18 protein-coding genes are annotated in these 17,184 nt (G+C 37.0%); 2 read left to right on the top strand and 16 right to left on the bottom strand.

Features of this window, described 5'->3' with window-relative positions; translation table 11 throughout:
• Nucleotides 1–22: 22 nt before the first annotated feature.
• Complete coding sequence (locus FW768_RS03095; RefSeq protein ID WP_153392283.1) at nucleotides 23–631, bottom strand: hypothetical protein; 609 nt, start codon at nucleotides 629–631, stop codon at nucleotides 23–25.
• A 532-nt stretch (nucleotides 632–1,163) separates the two neighbouring features.
• Between FW768_RS03095 and FW768_RS03090 the strand changes: the two genes are divergently transcribed.
• Entirely contained in the window at nucleotides 1,164–1,508 is a 345-nt protein-coding gene (locus FW768_RS03090; protein ID WP_153392281.1) for a mannan-binding lectin, read from the top strand.
• 66 nt (nucleotides 1,509–1,574) lie between these two features.
• Here the strand turns inward: FW768_RS03090 and FW768_RS03085 are convergent, their stop codons facing one another.
• Entirely contained in the window at nucleotides 1,575–2,357 is a 783-nt protein-coding gene (locus FW768_RS03085) for a helix-turn-helix domain-containing protein (RefSeq protein ID WP_153392279.1), read from the bottom strand.
• Between the two features lie 72 nt (nucleotides 2,358–2,429).
• Between FW768_RS03085 and FW768_RS03080 the strand changes: the two genes are divergently transcribed.
• Nucleotides 2,430–3,632 carry a CynX/NimT family MFS transporter gene (locus FW768_RS03080; RefSeq protein WP_153392277.1) on the top strand — a complete coding sequence of 401 codons (1,203 nt, stop codon included), beginning with the start codon at nucleotides 2,430–2,432 and terminating at the stop codon, nucleotides 3,630–3,632.
• A 1,161-nt stretch (nucleotides 3,633–4,793) separates the two neighbouring features.
• On the opposite strand, the gene FW768_RS03075 is transcribed toward FW768_RS03080, so the two are convergent.
• From FW768_RS03075 to bioD, 14 genes are all read right to left on the bottom strand, one after another.
• On the bottom strand, nucleotides 4,794–5,084 hold the full coding sequence (locus FW768_RS03075; RefSeq protein WP_153392275.1) for a hypothetical protein: 291 nt from the start codon (nucleotides 5,082–5,084) through the stop codon (nucleotides 4,794–4,796).
• 426 nt (nucleotides 5,085–5,510) lie between these two features.
• Nucleotides 5,511–6,386 (bottom strand): XAC2610-related protein, encoded by an 876-nt coding sequence (locus FW768_RS03070; protein ID WP_153392274.1) that lies wholly within the window; start codon nucleotides 6,384–6,386, stop codon nucleotides 5,511–5,513.
• 23 nt (nucleotides 6,387–6,409) lie between these two features.
• Complete coding sequence (locus FW768_RS03065; RefSeq protein ID WP_153392272.1) at nucleotides 6,410–7,204, bottom strand: DKNYY domain-containing protein; 795 nt, start codon at nucleotides 7,202–7,204, stop codon at nucleotides 6,410–6,412.
• 3 nt (nucleotides 7,205–7,207) lie between these two features.
• Nucleotides 7,208–7,636, bottom strand: a complete 429-nt coding sequence (locus FW768_RS03060; protein WP_153392270.1) for a hypothetical protein — start codon at nucleotides 7,634–7,636, stop codon at nucleotides 7,208–7,210.
• Nucleotides 7,637–7,749: 113 nt separating this feature from the next.
• On the bottom strand, nucleotides 7,750–8,079 hold the full coding sequence (locus tag FW768_RS03055; protein ID WP_153392268.1) for a hypothetical protein: 330 nt from the start codon (nucleotides 8,077–8,079) through the stop codon (nucleotides 7,750–7,752).
• Entirely contained in the window at nucleotides 8,076–8,420 is a 345-nt protein-coding gene (locus FW768_RS03050) for a hypothetical protein (protein WP_153392266.1), read from the bottom strand. Before FW768_RS03050 ends, FW768_RS03055 begins: the two co-directional genes overlap by 4 nt.
• Nucleotides 8,421–8,449: 29 nt before the next feature.
• The gene (locus FW768_RS03045; protein ID WP_153392264.1) at nucleotides 8,450–9,268 is read right to left on the bottom strand and encodes a hypothetical protein; all 819 of its coding nucleotides are present in this window, start codon (nucleotides 9,266–9,268) and stop codon (nucleotides 8,450–8,452) included.
• Between the two features lie 45 nt (nucleotides 9,269–9,313).
• Nucleotides 9,314–9,979, bottom strand: coding sequence for a hypothetical protein (locus FW768_RS03040; RefSeq protein WP_185151927.1), 666 nt, complete (start codon nucleotides 9,977–9,979; stop codon nucleotides 9,314–9,316).
• Between the two features lie 167 nt (nucleotides 9,980–10,146).
• Nucleotides 10,147–10,845 carry a hypothetical protein gene (locus FW768_RS03035; protein WP_153392262.1) on the bottom strand — a complete coding sequence of 233 codons (699 nt, stop codon included), beginning with the start codon at nucleotides 10,843–10,845 and terminating at the stop codon, nucleotides 10,147–10,149.
• Nucleotides 10,846–11,112: 267 nt separating this feature from the next.
• Complete coding sequence (locus FW768_RS03030; RefSeq protein ID WP_153392260.1) at nucleotides 11,113–13,029, bottom strand: histidine kinase; 1,917 nt, start codon at nucleotides 13,027–13,029, stop codon at nucleotides 11,113–11,115.
• On the bottom strand, nucleotides 13,030–13,770 hold the full coding sequence (locus FW768_RS03025) for a LytR/AlgR family response regulator transcription factor (RefSeq protein ID WP_153392258.1): 741 nt from the start codon (nucleotides 13,768–13,770) through the stop codon (nucleotides 13,030–13,032).
• A gap of 296 nt (nucleotides 13,771–14,066) precedes the next feature.
• Nucleotides 14,067–15,371, bottom strand: coding sequence for an adenosylmethionine--8-amino-7-oxononanoate transaminase (bioA, locus tag FW768_RS03020; RefSeq protein ID WP_153392256.1), 1,305 nt, complete (start codon nucleotides 15,369–15,371; stop codon nucleotides 14,067–14,069).
• A gap of 191 nt (nucleotides 15,372–15,562) precedes the next feature.
• The gene (gene bioB / locus FW768_RS03015) at nucleotides 15,563–16,555 is read right to left on the bottom strand and encodes a biotin synthase BioB (protein ID WP_153392254.1); all 993 of its coding nucleotides are present in this window, start codon (nucleotides 16,553–16,555) and stop codon (nucleotides 15,563–15,565) included.
• Between the two features lie 2 nt (nucleotides 16,556–16,557).
• Nucleotides 16,558–17,169, bottom strand: coding sequence for a dethiobiotin synthase (gene bioD, locus FW768_RS03010; RefSeq protein ID WP_153392252.1), 612 nt, complete (start codon nucleotides 17,167–17,169; stop codon nucleotides 16,558–16,560).
• Between the last annotated feature and the right edge of the window lie 15 nt (nucleotides 17,170–17,184).

The following is a 17,184-nucleotide window of genomic DNA, read 5'->3' as shown; positions in this document are numbered from 1 at the left end:
GTCAAAAAAAGATATTCCGATATCAGTCAAAATCCAAAAAGCCATCAGCAAGCTGTTTCCACTGGATTTTTGAAACTCCCATTATACCTCCTGCTGCGACCATTAGATTGCGGATCACATCGATAAACTTAGCTTTAAAATTAGGGGTTTCATTTCTTCCATATACTGCAGCTTTCAAATGGCCTGGAGTTCTGGATATCATAAATGTGGAGGTCGCTCCGGCACTGTAAAAATGAGCAATGTGGCCTTTATTTTTTATTTGGGGATCTCCGGAGGGCCGGCAGGTTATCTGTATTCTTTCTGATGTATTATCCTGGTAATAGCAGATCTCTGTAACTTCTACCCAATCATACCCTTTGGCCTCCCTTTCTCCAGGTCCTGGAATGTTAATCCTCATATAATCTCCTTTCTGTGGATCTCGGTCAACTTCTTTTCCTGACGAGTCATGGAGCCTAAAATCAGCAAAGCCTTCACCGCAATAGCTTTTCCATCTGTTTACTGAAAAAAATCTCTTTTTCAGCATTTCAAACTTTAATGGTAGAAGAGCTTCTTCATACTGCTTCCGGCTTTCTGTATCATGAAATCCACCTGAATGTTGTTGCGGGACTCCTTTAATTAATTTTGGTTTCATATTTTTGTGGTTTGGCAGAATAAATTAACGAAAATAAAGGGTAGCTTTTTATGAGCAGAATCACAATACCTTCATTTTCTGTTCAGCTATCTGCATAATTTGGTTATTTCTTTAGGATTTTCTGCTGGCACCAATATTTTGTAAATAAGCAAATGATAACAGGAATTGATTAGTGAATCATTATTTTTATCTAGAATGAATATTTTTTAAAATATTATATCAAAACAATGTTTTGCATAATGTAATTTTTGCTTATATTTGTGGATCGAAATAATTTTTTTTCATCATTTGTGTTTTTTTAAGGTCTCCCTTTTACGGGGACCTTTTTTGTTTATTTAACTATAATCATTTATTCAATATTTAAATGAAAATGCCTTTTTAGGATTCTGAAATTCTATTTTCGGGGCTGATTTCTTATTTTTTCTCCTTTAGGTGAAAATACCTAGTCTATTATTTGGTATTTTCTACGGTAGTATATCTCTCTTTAAAGTGACAACTTTGTAATGTTAAATAACCCCAAAAACTTTACATCATGTCAAAATTTAAAATCAACATCGTTGCAGGTCCGCTTTGGAGCAACGACGAAGCCCAGAAACTAGGAGGCCGTATTGCTGCGGCTCATTTAGGAAAATTTACCGGACAATGGAGCACTATTGTTGAAGGTGCGATGAGTGTTATCGAAGTTGAATACGATACAGAGCCATCCGGAAGCACTGAGTATAAAATGAATGTTCTTGCAGGACCTATCTGGAGCAATGAAGATGCTAAAGAAGTTTGTCCTGCGATATGTGCTTCCTACGGCGGAACCTGGACAGGCGCCTGGAGCACTGTAGTTGAAGGAAAAATGAGCGTTTGTGAATGCTTATTTAAGTTCTAAAAAAATTAATTATAATTATAAAATCTCCGAAAATCTCCGGAGATTTTTTTTGTTTTAAAAAAGGTCTTATTTCATATTTTTTATAAAATCAGAAGGCCGGAACTGCATTACAGACAAAAAGCTTCTTGTAAAAGACTGTACGCTTTTATATCCTGTTTCGTAAGCAATTTCAGAAATGGTAAGGCTTCCTGAGCTCAACAGCTCCATACTTTTAATAATCCGGAGGATTTGTTGGTATTTGTTCAGAGTACTGCCTGTTTCTTTTTTAAAGATGCGTTCCAGAGTACGCAGAGAAAGCAGGGAAATCTCACTAAGATCTTCTATTCTTATATCTTCCCGGTAATGGCTGTGGAGATAATTGATGGCTTTTGTGAGACGCTTATCCTGCGGAAGGCCAATATGAAGCTTTATAGCATGTTCTACAAAATGAGGAAGTTCATTGAAAAGTGCTTTGAGAAAAATCTGTTCATTAGGATCAATTGATTGATTTTTTGACCATTTTTCAGCATACTTAATCATTCCCTTTAAAACCGGAGGAACGGAGAAAACATTGATTTCCTGGTCAAAAGTTCTTCCCGGTTCAGCATTGGCAAACATAATCATCAGTTTTATTTTCTCAGAATGCGAATTGGTCTTGTGAACAGCACCGGGAGGAATCCATACCGCGTGATTCTGTGGAAGCAAATATATTTTCCCTTCAATCGTAATATATTGGAAACCGCTTTCTACATAGACGAGCTGCCCTTTCTGATGAGAATGAAGAATATCATCATGTTTCCAGTCTTCTTCAAACCACACAAAATACGTTTTTTTCAATTCATCAATGTCTATACTGTTATGAGAATTCATGTCGTTTCAGGTTAAAACTTTGGCAAAATTAAACAAAAATACTGAAGTAATTTTGCATTAAATATTTCCATCATGAAAAGTGAAACAAGAAAGAATGCGTCTTACGCCCTGATGATCATTAATGTACTTGTTGTCATATTGGTTTCCAGCAACCTCAGGTCTCCTATCATTTCGGTAGCTCCGGTACTGGGTGATATACGGGATGCAATGAAGCTGGATAATTTCCAGGTAAGCCTTCTTACTTCTATTCCCTTATTTATGTTTGCTACGTGTTCTGTATTGGTGAGCCGTTTTTCGCACCAATTCAGTATCAGCCGTTTTTTGATGTATTCACTGATTATTTTGAGTTTCGGGCTGTTTCTGCGCATTACAGGATCTGTCTGGATGTTATTTCTGGGCTCTGTGTTTATCGGACTGGGAATTTGTATCGGAAATGTGGTAACACCGGGGTATGTTAAGAATAATTTTCCAAAGCAAATTGGTTTAATGACCGGTATTTTTGCTGTAGCAATGAATCTTACGGCGGCCCTGGCTTCAGGGTTCAGTGTGAAAATTGGTGAATGGACGGGATTCGGATGGCGTGGTTCTCTGGGAATATGGCTGGTTATTGCCGGTTTGGGACTATTTGTACTTATCCTGGAGCTTATTTTTAATAAAAAAAATCCGGATCAGACAAAAGCAGCATTAAGCAATTCAGATTTTAATATGTTCAAATCTGCTCAGGCATGGAATATCAGTATATTCATGGGATTACAGTCATTATTTTATTATTGTATGGTGGCGTGGCTTCCTTCATTCCTTAGCGATTATCATATGCAGGGAGACAGTACAGGCTGGGTACTTTTTGTAATCCAGATCACCATGATTCCTATTACGTTCTGCAGTCCTATCATTGCCAATAAGATGAAAGATCAGAGAATATTGATTGTATTAATCTGTGTTCTGATGCTGATCAGCACAATGATGTTTGCATGGCTTCAATCACAATGGATCTATGTGAATGCGGTAATTATCGGCATTTCTAATGGTTTATCTTTCAGTTTGTCTATCCTGTTTTTTTCAACAAGAACAAAAAGCAGCGCCAATGCGGTGAAAATATCCGGAATGGCTCAGTCTGTAGGCTACCTGATTGCTGCATTTGGACCTCCGGTTTTCGGAAAACTACATGACTGGGATGTTTCGTGGAAAAGTTCTTTCTATTTTTTAAGCTTTGCAGTTGTTCTCATGTTTTATTTTGGAATGAAGGCTGCAAGACATAAATATGTTGAGGATTAAAGTGGATTGGTCTGAAAAGTAGGGAGAAATAATTACCCCACGTTTTGGACCTGATCCATTAAAATGTGTGATATCTTTAAAGAATGAAATTTTCTGGAGTAAATAAGTAAAGTCTTTGAAAATATTTGAATGATCATATAAATACAGGAAATAATGCTAGATTCTTCCGCAGGGCAGCAGATAATACAACAGGGTGTCTGACCTGCGGAAAGAATACAAAATTATATCATAAAGAATCTAAGACTCTCTATGAAAACATTTAAAATTAGCAGTATCATAGTTTGATTTAAAATCGGATTAAATTTATTCTTCCGCAGACCGGCATATTACTGATGAAACCACAACCATATTCGCTTTTTTGCCAAATCTGCGTGAAGAATAAAAAATATTAACATAAAAGATCTTTACTTCTTAATCTTTCTCCCACAGACGAGCAGATTTCTGACAAACCACAACCATCAGTGCAATCTGCTGGGTCTGCGAGAGAAAAATCATATAAAAAGGGATTATAAGCATTATTAAATACTTGTAATCTATGAAAAACTGTCTCATTGTTTCAGATACAGTATTTTTCCTATTGTTTTAATTAAAGGGAGTATAGAAGGAAGTAAAAGCAGCATATTACATTCAGCGCCATGCTGCTCTTTTTATGAATTTGTTTAAAATTTAGAGTTTTCATGGTTATTAGTTTTTAACTCTACACTTCCTTTATCTATTGTTTACAATATAATACTGTAAACAGATTAACTGTAGTAAAAACAACACCGGCATTTCCCCTTTGTACCGATGCTGTTTGTTTTTTCTGCCCTACCGTCAACAGTTATAAAAATAGAAGAAAAACAGCAGGAAATTACGAACAGGTGTCCTGTTGTAAAAAGGCAGAGCAGTTTTTGTGCTGTTTAAAACAAAAGTTGTCATGGTTACTAATTCTTTAGGCTTGTCTATTCCTTTCTTCTTTTTTATAAATGGTAATTCACTCAGAACAGCTTTTTTATTGGGCTGTTAATGATGAGTTTTCATGGTTATAGTTTTTAATTTTTTATAATGTATCAGGGTTTCGGGAAGTAAAAAGCGGCACGCCTGTTACATCAGGTTTACTGCGGCAATTGACAGTACCGCTTTCTTTATTGCTCTGTTTAAAACTAAAAGTTTTCATGGTTATTATTCTTCCAACTTCAGATGTCCTTTCTTCCTTTTATAAATTATATGCAGTATAATGATTATGGTCATTATTCCGATCAGCCAACAGCCAATCCATTGAAAGAAAATCAAAGAAAATTCTTCATTATCCCCAATACAGTCTATTGTATATCCCCAGATGGTTTTTCCTTTTCCGTTTTCAGAAATATTTCTGCATGCACAGTATTCTGGAAGTACCAGCAGAACATTCACTGCCAGCAACAAAATCCAAAATACAATCAGAATGTTCCGTAAAACTTCAATGGCCTTCATAGGGCAATAGTATTTTTTGTTTTTTCCGTTTTATATTTATTTCAAAGAACTTAATCATTGGTTTTTTAAACCAGTCAAAAACAGGTGTTTCATTAAACGGCTACCGAGAAATAATTCCGGTTCCTGATGAACTTCTGTTGTTTCTTATTTCAAAAGTAGATAATATTTTCATCCCTTCCCTCTTTCATTTACAATCCGCTTGATGCCGTTTACAATTCGCAAAAAAAGCCTTATATGAATGGATAAAAGGTCCCTCAAAATTCCTTAAGAAGTGAATCTTATTATTTTTTCTTACTATATTCTACTTTCAGTGATTAAGTTATTCTGTTATGTACTGAATGAGTCTGGGCTGGACCGGGTATGCCTTTTGATGATTAAAAAAGAATTAAATTCCGATGATTTTCAATCGTTTTCATTGAAAAATAATTACTGACATTCTTTCATTGGCTTTTCCACAAGCTTCTGTTTTTTATCATTCCAGCGGTAGCAGTGTTGAGCAAGCGGAATTAAACTATTATTGGCAACTTTATACTCAACCGTTGTGACTACAGTTCCGGCACAGCATTGATTTCTTTCATAAACTCTTTTCTTAACGGGATCAAACTCCAAAGAAATTCCACTGAAGCTGCTTTCGTAATATTTCTGAGTTTTTTTGTTATACAGAAAGTAAATACTGGAGGTATTGGGGCCTGCATAACTGGATTCAAAGACAGAAAAATCATCAATCCCGTCAAAGTTAAAATCATCAATGCTTATATTATTTAATCCCCAGAGCTGACAGCTAACATCAAGCTCCTGCAGCAGCTTGTCTGTGCGCTTTTCAAATATCTTTACGGATGTAATCATGGGATAATAATGGTCCTTTTCTTTGGTAGCAACCACTTTGAAATAGGTATTACCTGCCGAAACGGGCTGTAACAATTCTCTGCCTTTCCACTGAATATTTTCACCGTTTTCAATAGCATATTTTTTCGTTAAATTAATTTTCAGCTCATTTTTTGTTTTGATATTTTTCCAGATCCCTGATAATGTATTTTGCCCTTCAGAAAAACGATCCAATGTAAGAATTGCTCTGGTCTGCTTTTTCCCGGTTGTTTCTTTTTCATAAAAAGTAAGTTTCCCATTGCTGATCGTTCCATTATTCAGCGAAATCGGTTCATCAAAATCAGTATAAGAATAAACAGCATCTCCTGCATAAATAACCATTTCAATGGGATAATCGCCGATAGATCCTGTATAAACAGTCTGGGCATTCATCTGGCTGAACGTAAACAATAAAACTGAAAATAGTGTTCTTTTCATGACTTAGAAATTGCAGGAATAAATTATTTCAATTCTTTAATGGCTTTCTGTACATATTCCTCCTTCATATTTTCTTCAGAGATCCGGTCTCCCCATTGCAAATATCCGTTGTGGTCTTTTGCGAAACAACCTGTCAGGGTATTTTTAGTTCTAAACGTTTTATAATCTACATTGTCCAGTATTCCCTGGCGTGATTCATAAATGTGGCTTTTGTCCTTCGCATAGCATTCGTTTAATACTTCAAATGTAGCAGGATCCGCTTCCGGAAAAATAGAAAAACTTCCTCCATAAACCATTCCATAGTACCTGTAAACATGATTTTTATCTTTATAAAAGCTGGTATTTAATTTTTGAAAAGTAGCAGAATCAATGATCTCCTTCAGAGGTTCATTATCATTAAATCCCATCTGACTAATATAATGATCAGCCTGCTTCATTCCTTCCGGCCCTATCGCTATAATTTCCTTTATAGCCCAATCCCCTTTTTTACTGATCCACAGTCCGTTATTCTGAAGTTTCCAGTCTAAAATCTGATTGGTGCTATCAATGGATTTTACAACTGCTTCAAAATGCTGTTTTTCAATTTCTTCAGGACAGATGATAGGTTTAATTCCAAAAAACATAGATAATCCGCCTATTTTTTTATATTCTTTTTTGCCAGAAACTCCTGTAGTCATTTGGTAAATTCCCGCTTTGTACCGGTATATATTTCCGTCACGACAATTGCTGTCATATTGTACAGGATAGAAATAAGTGCCTGTGCACAGAAGTACAAAGGCCACCATAACAAAAATCAATATCAATTTAAATATTTTCATGTTTTATTCTCTTGTAATAGGTATTTCTGGTTTTTGAAAAGTATAGATAAGATGATAGTATATTTTGTTTTCCTGAAAAGTTTTTCCCATTCCGCTTACTTCTTCTCCTGGCAGTAACAGCTTTTTACTGGTCAGATTTTTCCGGTATTTCTTTAACGAAGGCAGCAGATAAGATACCTGGCTGGTGGCTTCCTTCTTATCGGTATGGATAAACAGCCATTCATCCGCTTTTTTGTTGACATAACAATATAAAGTTCCGCCCTGCTTTTTAGGACCTCCATATTTCAATGTAAATCCTTTTTTTGTTAAAAGACTATCTGTATTCATCTTTGCCGGAATTACATCATACCAGATGCCGGATGGCGTCAATGTTTGTGCCTTCGAAATGAATATTCCTGCGGTAATTATGGCAAACAATACTATTTTTTTCATTTTTCCTGAACGGGTTTTATAATAGTCGTTATGAAAGAACTGGTTCTCCTTCTTCATCTGAGCATCTCAAACAGACCAGATGAACTGAAAAAACACAAAACGGGTATTCACATTCACAGTGACATCTGCCAGGTCTCTTCTTTTTGTATCCAGTCATAACTTTCTGATTGTACAGATACTTTTGTTTTCCACTGGACAACGCGTTCTGCATCAGAAGGTTTTTCTCCGCCATCAGACATTACAAGGCTGTCTTTTTTTTCATTGTTAAAATAAGCAGGAATGCAGATCCCATATTTTTTCTCTTTGGAAGCTGCCCAATAAAAAAAGCAGATCATTGCCCCCAACAGCAGGAGTATGGTGATGAGTATTGCTTTAGGTGAACGTTTAAAGTAAGTAAGCCCACCTATTACTATACAAATTACTATTGCCGCAATTAATATCATATTTTGTTAATAGTATTGGTTAGCCATTCACAAAAACCGTCTCCACCCGACCATAAACAGCTTAAGTAAAGAATCGGGACAATAAAAGCCAGAAGAAACGGAATATCTGTAAGTGCTGCTTTGTAATCTTTTTTTATCAGCCTTATAATCAAATCTGTTATAAATCCAAAGAATAAAGCACTTAATATAAAGATCAGCATCAACGCAACTCCCATTCCTACATCGGTAGGATGTTCTTTTTGTTTGTTTGCTTTGAATGCCATTTCTGCCCAGAAATACAGCCCGATCAGAGGAACAGCGGTGATCAGCAGTCTTATCAGAAGATGTTTAATGATTTTCATAGGTTATTCAAATGTACATATAGTAACCGTTACTTTTTAAATTTTCTTAAAATACTATAGATTATTACAGGTAAAACCACCATTAATATTAGAAAAATACAGGTTAACAGCTGGTCTTTTCCGTTATCTGCTAAAAAATAAATACCAATTCCCAAAATAAGTATAGGAGAAAAGATCATGAGTTTGTGGAGATAAAACAGGTTTTCTTTTCCGCTATTTTCGCGGATTACCTCCTCATTCTGTAAAAGGTCAGGAAAATATTGATATACATACTCCTGAATGAGATAAAGATCTTCATGAGAAAGCTCTTTCGGCCGGATCAAAAGGTCACCTACCGCAATCATCATGCTTTTTTCAGCAAAAGAAAAGGCTTTGATCTTTGCTGAAGGAAATTCTTTCACATAGCTTTTCGGATCAAGCATATACCCTTTATAATCGGAGTTCTCCATTGTTACCATGCATTTGATCTTTCTTTTATCCAAATAAAAAACCTCAAAATAAGATGACTTTTTATATTCGTCATAACACGGTTTTATAAAGAAAATAAAAGGAAGAAATACTAATGTAAGAGCAAAAAATACAAACTCTACGTTCAATACCTGCCCTAGCCAATATATTGCAGCCAGTATAGAAGCAATACCCAGTAAAAGATACTTGTATCCGAATATTTTTTGAAAGAAATAAATGAATGCTACAACACCTGCTGCACAAAGTCCGCTTTTCCAGTTGGCAAAAACAGAGACTATTCCTGTAAGAGAAAGAATAGAAACAAAGATCAGAGAAACAGTGGCATTTTTTTTTCCGAAATAATGCTTGACAATACGTATACAAGCAAGTTTTTTTTCCATCGTCGTCTCTCTGATCGGTTATTATTTTCCCTGAATAATATGTTTCTATATCTTTTTTCCGGAGGGTATTAAATTCTTCTGGAGAAAATGTATTCCGGATTCTTTATAGTTGTTTGTCTGGTTCATAATGACGGCCAGATCCTGTTCCAGCATCAGTGCCTGTCTGTCGTTATTATTGATTATATAAAAATAATCTTTGTCAGCAGTCTTTATCCTGAGACGGTAATGACCTCCCCGGCCGTATGTCTTTTCAAGATTATAACTGATAATACTGTTTCCTTTGATGCTGTTTACCCTTCCCAGTTTGAAAATATGCAGTGTATCTTTCTGGAAAATAAATGAAACATGATATTTATGTATCAGAGCCTGGCTTTCGTTGTACTTTTTCAGTTTCTTAATATCATCATCTTCCAATGATTTCAGCACCGGAACATAGCTTTCAAAAAACCTGTTGAGCAGAAAAGCCAGCGGTACTATCATTACAGTAAGAAGCCCCATCATTGCTAAAGTATATTTTACAGCATCTTCTATCCTTTCATTATATCTTGTTTTTCCTAACAGATCTTTTCCCAGGTCATTGGTTTCTTTATAGGCTACAACAAGAAATATAAAGGGTATTATAAAAACCGCCAAAACCAGCAAAAGAATCAGGATTCTTTTTCTTAAGCGAAGCTGTCTTATAAAATGGCTTATATAGTTTGTATTCGTCATTTGTGCAGCACATTTTATACTCTTTTGCTTGGTCTGGCTGTTGAGTTCAAAGGTAGAAAGTATATTTCTGAAGTAAAAGATTCGTTTACAATTCGCCGGAAGTGGTTTACAATTCGCTACATTTTTCACCTATATATGATTTAAAATAATAGGTAATATCATGAATGTCATTTTTTCTGGGTGAAAATTATACAAAAAGTGGCTAAAAGCAGAATTATCCCAATCATAACAGCGAATGCATACAAACCTGAACCTTGCAGATATAAAGGCTGTGTAGAAATAAATAATTTACTTTCTGAAAGGTTGCCGGGATTATACAAAAGAATAAATTTCCTTTCAGCTATCTGCTGTTCTGTTCTTTGCAGAATTTCAGATTTCAGTTTATGAATCCGGTTTTTGCTTTCCCATACCGGGTAATATAATTTTTCTGCCTTATGTTCTGTACGGGTGAAACTACGCTGTCCTATTTTATAGGTGTAGGTAATATCTGAATAAGCATACCCACTGGATTTTCTGTAAGGTTTATCCCAGCCTGACTGATAAAATACTACTTTAGATTCTGCCGTATTCCAACGTAAATGAGTTACCTGAAATTCTTTAAATCTCAAAAACGGAGAGACAGAAAAAAGAATCAGCATAAAAACATAAATAAATCCAAGCAGCATCAAAAAATATTCTCCTTTCTTCTTCCAGACTTTCCTTTGAGTCTTTCTCAATATAAAAACAAGAGCAGAAATAATTAGCGCATAAATAAAATAATGATAACTGTTGACTATAAATATAAAGGCCAGAATCATTGCTGCCATGATAACAGCTGCCAGCGATTCAAAGATCCGATTAACGATATGTTTAAAGTTCTTTTTCAATGATAATATAAAGCATTTATTGAGTTTATTCTACCAAAGTAATGACTTGCTGAAATATTGGAATAATGAGGGGTTTTATTGGCTTTCCCCTGCCGCGGAAGATTCGCCACAGTAAAAGAATAAAAATATATTTTGTGATTGACTGTAATTTTATCTTAATCAGATCATTTGTTCCTCATCAATACTTCTTTATCGTTATTTCCGGAATTTTACATTTCCGGGAAAAAAGTATTGATGAGGAACAGACCTGAATTACATTCTTTGAAACTAAGGGTTTACCACTGGGATTAATAGGGTTACCACAGTGCCACTGCCTGCATTTTTGGAAATATTTACACTTGCTTTTTTGCCTAGCAGCTGCATTCTTTCCCTGCTGATTGTTCCGGATAATGAACGGTGTGAAGTATCTGCCTGATGTGCCTGGCTTCGTCCGGTATCGGTAACGGTAACCTGTAAAACATCGTCATCCAGTTTAAAACATACCTCAATATTTCCGGTATGAGAATCCAGATTAATGCCGTGCAGGATTGCATTTTCCACATAAGGCTGTATCAGCATCGGAGGAAGTAATGCCGCTCCTAAATCCTGTTCATCCGGCTGGGAGATGTGATAGGTAAAAGCATTTTCATAGCGCATCTGCTGAAGACAGAGATAGTTTTCCAGTGTTTCAATCTCTTCATTCAATGGAACCAGATTTTCCCTGCTCAGCTCGAGACTGCTTCGGAGAAGACGGCTGAAACGGTTAAGATATTTAATAGCACTTTCCTTTTTATCCAATCTCACAAAGCTCTGTACCGCAGATAATGTATTAAAGATAAAATGAGGTTCCATCTGTGTCCGGAGTAATTGCTGCTGAAGCAACAACTTTTCTTTTTCCTGTCTTGTACGGCGCTGGCGGAAACTATAATATAAAAACAATAGTACAATCCCCAAAAGAACAGATCCCAGGACAGAGATAACAAGCCATAAGTGGTTCTGTTCCAGCTCCAACTGGTTAATCTTGATGTTTTCATTCAAAGTCCGGATGGAACGGTCTTTAGCCTGAAGCTGATAAAGAGCATTCATTTCTGCAACGGCCTGGGTATTTTCCGTTTCGTATACTTCTTTTTGAAGTTTTGCGGCCTGTTTCATAAGCTCAATAGCTTCATTAGGCTTTCCCTTTAATTGGTATAAACCGGCAAGGTTGTTCAGATATGTGGCCTCGTTGTAGCTATAGATCAGCTTGGGATGACTTTTCTTCAGGGCTTCAGTTTTTTGAATAAATTCCTGAGCTTTCTCCACTTGTTTAAGTACGACATAAGTTCCTGCAATATCAGTGTAATCAACAAAAAGATTATTGATCTCAACTGCAGCTGTTTGTTTATTGTTTATACTTTCGTCATTCTTTGCTTTCAGGAGCTGATAATGAAGCAGGGAGTCCCGCTGGTCCTGGGAATCAAAATATTTCATTTTGGCATCATATAGATAACCTATGTCATATTGATCAGGATTTCGTGCATGAAGAACTTCCAGCTTATGGAGATAGGGTTTTATACTGTCTGCAGGCTTATTGAGGGTACTAAGAGTGAATATCATCTGTACCAGTACCCGTTGTTTATTGATATGCCCCTCAGGCAGGGGAACAGTCCAGGGCAGAGCAGCCCGGTTCATTTTTTCAGCAAGATTGTACTGATAAGCATTCAGATTGCTTTGTGCAGCTGAAAGAAGAATTGCTGAACGCGCTTCATCAGAAAGATGTACAGCAGTATCTGAAACAATAGCTGCAGCCTTATTGTAATAATAGCCTGCTTCCCGTTGTTTGGCCTCCATGCTCCGAATGTTTCCAATTCCATTGTATATCAATGTCTTATACAAAAGATTGCCTGAAGTTGGTTCTATAAGCTCCAGAGCCTGTTCTATATAATAACGGGCAGAATCCTGACCGCGCATCCCATACATACGGGCCATTTGATATTTAACAATTGCAGACATCGTAGTGTCTTTTATCACCAATGGATTTTTTTCATATTTACGCCAGACAACGACCATAGAATCCGCATTTTTAGGATTTACAGGTGCATTTTCTAATGTATTGATCTGTTTTAGGAGAGCATTCTCCTTCGTAGCAGAAGTCTGTTTTTTACTACATCCTGAAGCCAGCAAAACTGCTGTTCCAAAGTAGATGATCCGAAGTATATGTTTCATTTATTTATTCAAAAGCTGAGTTAATATAGCATTTTTGCGTCTCAGGGAAATAGGAATCTCTTCCTTATTTTTAAGAACAATATATTCTGAACGGTTAAGCCCTGATATATACTGACGGTTGACCAGATAGGACTGATGAGTGCGCAGAAAATGCGGTGCGGGTAATAATTCTTCGTAATATTTAAGCGGTTTGGAGATCAGTTCTTTAGTTCCATTATTCAGAAAGAAAAAAGTATAAGGTCCATCCCCTTTACAATAAACAATATCCTGAACTTTAATAATATGAGTACTGTGAACGGTATTAAGGGCAATGCTTTCAGGAAGATCTGAAGCTGTCATAGACTCTTGGGTCAACATTAACTGCTGCATCCACTGTGGGTTGTTTTCACTTCTCCGGCGGTACCTTCCCAAACTCTCTCTCAGTTCACTCTGATCAACAGGTTTCAGAAGATAATCCAGCGCTCCATATTTTATAGCTTTGATCGCAAAATGGTTATAGGCTGTAATAAATATAATATTCTGAGGGATTGGATTAAGTAATTTCAGAAGGTCAAAAGCCGTCCCGTCCCGAAGCTGAATATCCATAAGGATGACATCGGGCTGCTTTTCCTGAATCAGTTGTACAGCGGTTTGTACACTGTCACTCCATCCGATAAGTTCCGTATCGGCTTCCTGCTGAATCAGGAAACTTATTTCTTTACGTACTGCCGGCTCATCTTCTATGATCGCAATGCTTATCATTTTTACATTTTTTAGCACGGTAAAAATAATGATTGTAAAGTAAGAAATCAGTCAGAATTTACAATTCGTAGTTATATTTTTACAAAATGGCATGAGATTGAATGAAAATACCTGAAAACCATTGTTTTAAAGTAAAATATACCCTATCGTTTTCTTACAGCTCTTACTCCTCTTCGCTTATTTTTTTGAATGATAAAAAACTGGAGAATAATCCAGGCATTCCGCAGACGGATTCCTTCGATTATTCTCCAGAATTAATAATCAATTTACGGGACAGCTTTCAAAGTCAGTATTTTTTAACAGGTAGAGAAATGATCTGCATTAACCTCTTCTAAAACATCAAGAATGTTCTGATAAATCAACCTCAGTTCTTCCGAAGTAATGCAGTATGGGGGAACTAAATACATACTATTTCCTAATGGTCTCATAATAATCCCTCGCTGCAGGAATTTGTCATACAGGATTCTCCCTATTTCATTAAAATAAGAAGTATTTTCATTGGTTTTCAACTCAAAAGCGAAAATGGTTCCGGTCTGACGTACATTTTCAACGTTGCAGTGTTTTGAAAGAATTGCACCAAACTCTGAATGCTGTTCTCCAATACGGTTGATGGCAGCCTGCGTCTCTTCGTTCAGAAGAAGTTCCATACTCGCTAATGCCGCGGTACAAGCTAAAGGATTAGCCGTAAAAGAATGCCCGTGAAACAGGGTTTTGTATTTATCATCAGACAAAAATGCATTGAAAATATCCTGAGAGCATGAAGTGATTCCCATAGGCATGGTTCCACCCGTTAATCCCTTTGAAAAGCACATAATATCCGGCATTTCTGATAAATGGTCTGCTGCAAAAAGCTTTCCTGTTCTTCCGAAACCTGTAAATACTTCATCCTGAATCATTAAAACCCCTGATTCTCTGCAACATTTCATCAGTTCGCTAAGATCTTCAGCATTATACATTAACATTCCTGCAGCTCCCTGTACCAAAGGTTCGTAGATGAAGCAGGCCGTTTCAGAAGCCCTATCTTTAATCTGGATTTTCAGGTCCTCCAGGTTTTCCCGGGTGGGGGTATCAATAAAGATCACTTCAAAAAGCATGCTCCCGAAAGGTTTTGTCCACACACTTCTTCCACTCACAGACATCGCTCCGAAAGTATCGCCATGATATGCATTTCTAAATGCCAGAATTTTTGTCTTTTCCTGTCCGTTATTATAAGCATACTGAACACACATCTTGAGGGCTGCTTCCACCGCTGTAGAACCATTGTCAGAATAGAAGATCTTTTTCTGATTATCAGGAAGCAGTTGCAACAGATTTTCAGAAAGCCTGACTGCCGGCTCATGGGTAAAACCTGCAAAAATAACCTGCTCCAGTGTATTGAGCTGCTGAAATACCCGTTCAGCAATATAAGGATGGGCATGGCCATGTAAAGTGACCCACCATGATGAAACAGCATCAATATATTGCTTCCCTTCCTCATCATAGAGATAAACCCCTTTTCCGCTCACAATAGGAATGGCCTCCCCAGCCGTTTTCATCTGGGTATACGGATGCCAGTTGACAGCCTGGTCTCTTTCCCCGAGATTTTGTATTGATGTATTCATTTCAAATGTATATTTATAATTTTTTTAACGAAAGCAGCCTGTGTACTATAAATAGTTTCGGCTGCTCTTTTATTCTGTATCCGGTACTGCTGGTTGATGTATATCACAGTATAGCAGATAGTAATTTTACAACCAATGCCAGCAGAATTATAATCAGGATCCAGAAATTCATAGCTTATATTTTTACTCGTTTAGCAGCAGGTTTCCGGCTTTTTATTAGATTTCATGGGCTTTAGCCCAAGTGTTTCCAGCATCTGCATATCTTCCGACACCCCCGGATTAGGAGTTACCAAAAGGGTTTCTCTTTCCCCGGTGAAAATAGAATTAGCACCGGCCATAAAGCACCATGCCTGCTCGGTTTCGGTCATTTCAATTCTTCCGGCACTTAATCTTACCATGGAAGAAGGCATTACAATTCTTGCAGTGGCAATCATTCTTACCATTTCCCAGGAATCCACTTTTTGATTATTTTCAAGAGGCGTCCCCTCTACCCTAGCCAGTGCATTGATGGGAACAGATTCCGGATGCTTAGGCATTGTGGCTAAAGTAAGCAGCATTGAGATTCTGTCTCCGTGGGTTTCTCCCAGTCCGATAATTCCTCCTGAACACACAGTAATACCTGCTTTTCTTACATTATTGATCGTATTAATCCTGTTATCAAAAGTTCTGGTGGAAATAATCTCTTCATAATACTGTTCTGAAGTATCAAGATTATGATTATAGGCATATAATCCCGCTTCCTGAAGACGTATGGCCTGTTCCTCAGTAAGCATACCCAGCGTACAGCACACCTCCATTCCGAGCTCATTCACTCCTTTTACCATATCTATAACCCTGTCGAAATCCCTATTATTTCGTACTTCACGCCATGCTGCTGCCATGCAGAAACGGGAAGATCCGCTGTCTTTTGCTTTCTGAGCGTGGGCGATTACAGTTTCAGTCGGCAATAGTGCCTGTACTTTGATATTGGTGTGATAGCGGGCTGCCTGTCCGCAATAAGAGCAGTCTTCCGGGCATCCCCCAGTTTTAATCGATAATAAGGTTGAAACCTGTACTTCCGCAGGGTTGTGCCATTCCCTGTGTACGGTTGCCGCTTTGTAGATAAGTTCCAATAAAGGCAGATGGTAGATATCTTCTATTTCTTTTTTGGTCCAGTTGTTTCTGATTTCAGTTTTTTTATCCATTATCATAAATTTGTTTTTGTTAATTGTTCTGCAATAGCTTTAATGCTGTCTTTTGTAGGCTGATTGATTTCAGGAATCCTGATGATCCTTGTTTCCTTTTGAATGAATCCGGAAATCACCCGTTCTGTATCAGGAGGAAAAAGTCCGTTGAAAATCAGGTATTCCACTTTTATTTTTTTCTGTTGAAGCGCCATAATAGAAAGTAAGGTGTGATTAATGCATCCCAAATAATTTCTAACTACCAGAGCAACAGGGATTGCCAGTTTTTCAATCAGATCAATCATAAATTCATCGTCTGAAAGGGGAACCATTAGTCCTCCCGCTCCTTCTACAATCAATGGCTGATCTGTTTCCGGAAGCTTAAAATCCTCAATCCGGATGTGTATATTTTCCTCCCGTGCAGATTGATGCGGAGAAGCTGCCAGTTTGAGACGAAAAGTTTCCGGATGACATTTTGTGCAGTCTGTCCAGTCTGCTATTTTATGACTGTCTGTATACGCCAAATCCCCGGCTTGAACGGGCTTCCAGTAATCGGCTTTAAAATATTGGGTTAAAATGGCGGAACAAATGGTTTTTCCTACTTCTGTTCCGATCCCGGTGATAAATAATTTCATGTTAATCAGGTAAAA

Origin of the sequence: Chryseobacterium vaccae, from assembly GCF_009602705.1 — a bacterium.
Taxonomy (GTDB): domain Bacteria; phylum Bacteroidota; class Bacteroidia; order Flavobacteriales; family Weeksellaceae; genus Chryseobacterium; species Chryseobacterium vaccae.
Note: the sequence above shows the minus strand (reverse complement) of the source record. Positions and strands in the feature narration are given on the sequence as shown.